The organism is Streptomyces sp. NPDC026394 (assembly GCF_055567735.1).
The window spans coordinates 175,768-178,331 of record NZ_JBVHPX010000009.1 but is presented as its reverse complement, the minus strand read 5'-3'; the positions used below and the strand labels follow the sequence as shown (position 1 = coordinate 178,331).

General features: G+C 73.9%; 3 protein-coding genes. All 3 read left to right on the top strand.

Going from position 1 to position 2,564, the window contains the following annotated elements; genetic code table 11:
• Window positions 1–102: 102 nt before the first annotated feature.
• The 3 genes from ACZ4QV_RS22285 to ACZ4QV_RS22275 all read left to right on the top strand — a co-directional run bounded on the left by ACZ4QV_RS22285 (window position 103) and on the right by ACZ4QV_RS22275 (window position 2,523).
• Window positions 103–333, top strand: a complete 231-nt coding sequence (locus ACZ4QV_RS22285) for an MbtH family protein (protein ID WP_361152375.1) — start codon at window positions 103–105, stop codon at window positions 331–333.
• 28 nt (window positions 334–361) lie between these two features.
• Window positions 362–1,432, top strand: coding sequence for a TauD/TfdA family dioxygenase (locus tag ACZ4QV_RS22280; RefSeq protein WP_467763312.1), 1,071 nt, complete (start codon window positions 362–364; stop codon window positions 1,430–1,432).
• Between the two features lie 92 nt (window positions 1,433–1,524).
• On the top strand, window positions 1,525–2,523 hold the full coding sequence (locus ACZ4QV_RS22275) for a class I SAM-dependent methyltransferase (protein ID WP_361590928.1): 999 nt from the start codon (window positions 1,525–1,527) through the stop codon (window positions 2,521–2,523).
• The last annotated feature ends 41 nt before the right edge of the window (window positions 2,524–2,564 follow it).

The window sequence follows — 2,564 nt, the reverse complement described above, 5'->3', positions numbered from 1 at the left end:
GCCGCCCGCAGACGCCCCCACCTGCCGAACGCCCACCCCAGCCCCCCGCTTCCCTCCCCGAAGCCCCGAAGCCCCGAAGCCCCGAAGAAGAAGGACCACGCCATGACCAATCCTTTCGAGAACCCCGACAGCACCTACCTGGTGCTGGTCAACGACGAGGGCCAGCACTCGCTGTGGCCGTCGTTCGCCGCAGTCCCGGCCGGCTGGACGGTCGCGCACGGCGAGGACACGCGGGACGCCTGCCTCGCCCACGTCGAGGAACACTGGACCGACATGCGCCCGACGAGCCTCGTCCGCACCATGGACGAAGCCGGGTCGCCGTCCGCCCGTTGACCGCCGCGGACCGCGAGGAGACACCGCTGTGCTGACGTACCAGGAACCCCCCGCCGGCGGCGCCGGGGCCGAGACGGTGGAGCTGACGCCGCAGGAAGCCGAGCAGTTCCGCAAGGTCGCCGACGAGATCACCGGCATGCTGCCGCACGGGAAGCCGGCCGGGCCCGACCAGCTCGACGACCCCCGGCTGCTCGCGGAGATCGAGGTGGCGGCGCGCTGGCTCCCGCCCCGCCTGGCCCGCGCGCTCAGCCGCTTCCGCAGGCAGGGCGACCCGCACGGCGTCCTGCTCGTACGCAACGTACCGCTCGACGAGGATCTGCCCCCGACCCCCGCCGACGGCGCCGCACCCGCCTGGTCGCGGCTCGGGACCGCGACGGTCGGCCAGCTCGCCGTGGTCTCCTGGCTCGGCGACGTCATCGCCTACGCCGACGAGAAGGCCGGCCGGCTGATCCAGGACATCGTCCCGGTCAGCGGCGCCGAGGAGTGCCAGGAGAACAGCGGCAGCGTACTGCTCGAACTGCACACCGAGGACGGCTTCCACCCGTACAAACCGGACTTCGTGACGCTGCTGTGCCTGCGCGCCGACCACGAGCGCCGGGCCCGCACCACCTACGGTGCCGTCACCCGGGCGCTGCCCCGCCTGTCCGCCGAGTGCGTCCGCGTACTGCGCCGCCCGCTGTTCCGGATCCACCTCAGCAGCTCCTTCGGCGGCCCCGGCGCCGGGAAGCAGGGGACCGGTACCGGTACCGGCGTCGTCTCACCGCCGCTGCCCGTGCTGTCCGGCCCGGACAGCGACCCCGAGATCGTCGCCGACTTCCACGCCATGGAACCCCTGGACGAGACCGCGGAGCGCGCGTTCGGCGAACTGCGCGACGCCATGCTCGCCGTCCTCGACGGCGCGGTCCTCGAAGCCGGTGACCTGATCGTCGTGGACAACCGCACCGCGGTGCACGGCCGCACCGCCTTCCGGCCCCGCTACGACGGGCAGGACCGGTGGCTGCGGCGCTGCTTCGCGGTCGCCGACCTGCGCCCGTCCCGTGCCGCCCGGGCCCCCGGCTCCCAGGTGTGCGCGCCGCTGAAGGCGGTGGGCGGGCCGTGACGGCGGACCGCCGCGCCGCCGCCACGGCGGCCGCAGGCCCTCGGCCGGGCACACCGACGTCCGGCGGACCGACCAGCACTCCGGAGGCAGCAGTGATCGGCACGGACATGAGCGCGCAGGTCCGGGCGCTGGCCGCGGAACACCCCGAGATCGCCGCCTGCCTGGACCCGGAACGCGTCGCGGACCAGCACCGCCGGGCCACCGGACTCCTGCATCAGCAGGACGACTTCGGCGACGCCGGCAGCGGCGGCCGGGGCGAGAGCTACGTCGTCGCGCAGCGCTCGGTCATGACCCGGGCCCGGGGCATCGGCCGGCTCCTCGACCTGGTCGCCGCCGACCGCCGCGCCACGTCCCGGCTCGTCCTCGACCTGCTGGGCGGGGACGGGCTGGTCAGCCGGGTCGCGGAGCTGACCGGCCGCACGGACACCGTGGTGGCCACCTGCGACGCCTCGCCCTTCATGGTGGAGCAGGCGTGGGCGCGCGGCATTCCGGCGGTGCGGCAGCGCGCGGAGTCGCTGCTGTTCCGCGACGCGTCGGTCGGCGGTGTGCTGCTCGCCTACGGCAGCCACCACATACCGGTCGCCCGGCGGGGCACGGTGGCCCGGGAGGCGTTCCGGGTCCTCCAGCCCGGCGGGGTGTTCGTACTCCACGACTTCCTCACCGACTCCCCGGTGGACGTGTGGTTCAGGAAAGTCGTCGACGTGTACGCGGCCACCGGCCACGACCACCCCCACTTCGCACGCGACGAGGCCGCCTCCTACCTGCGGTCGGCCGGCTTCGAGAAGGTCGGTACCCGGCTCATGGACGACTCCTTCGTCGTCACCGGCGCCACGAAGGACGCGGCGCGGGAGGAACTGGGCCGGTACATGGCCGACATGTACGGCCTGACGAGGCTCTACGCCGAACTCGGGCCCCGGGACACCCACCGCCGTACGTTCGAGCTGGTCTGCGACATCTTCCGCTACGAGGACGCCGACGGCGTACCCCGCGAGGTCGAGACGTCCCTGGCCGCGGAGGAGAACGTGTGGTCGGTGACGATGCCGAGGGAGGCACTCGTGGTCTGCGGACGCAAGCCGGGGGCAGCGGCCTGAAACGCGCCTTCCCGGCACCCGGTTCCCGCTTTCCGGCTCCC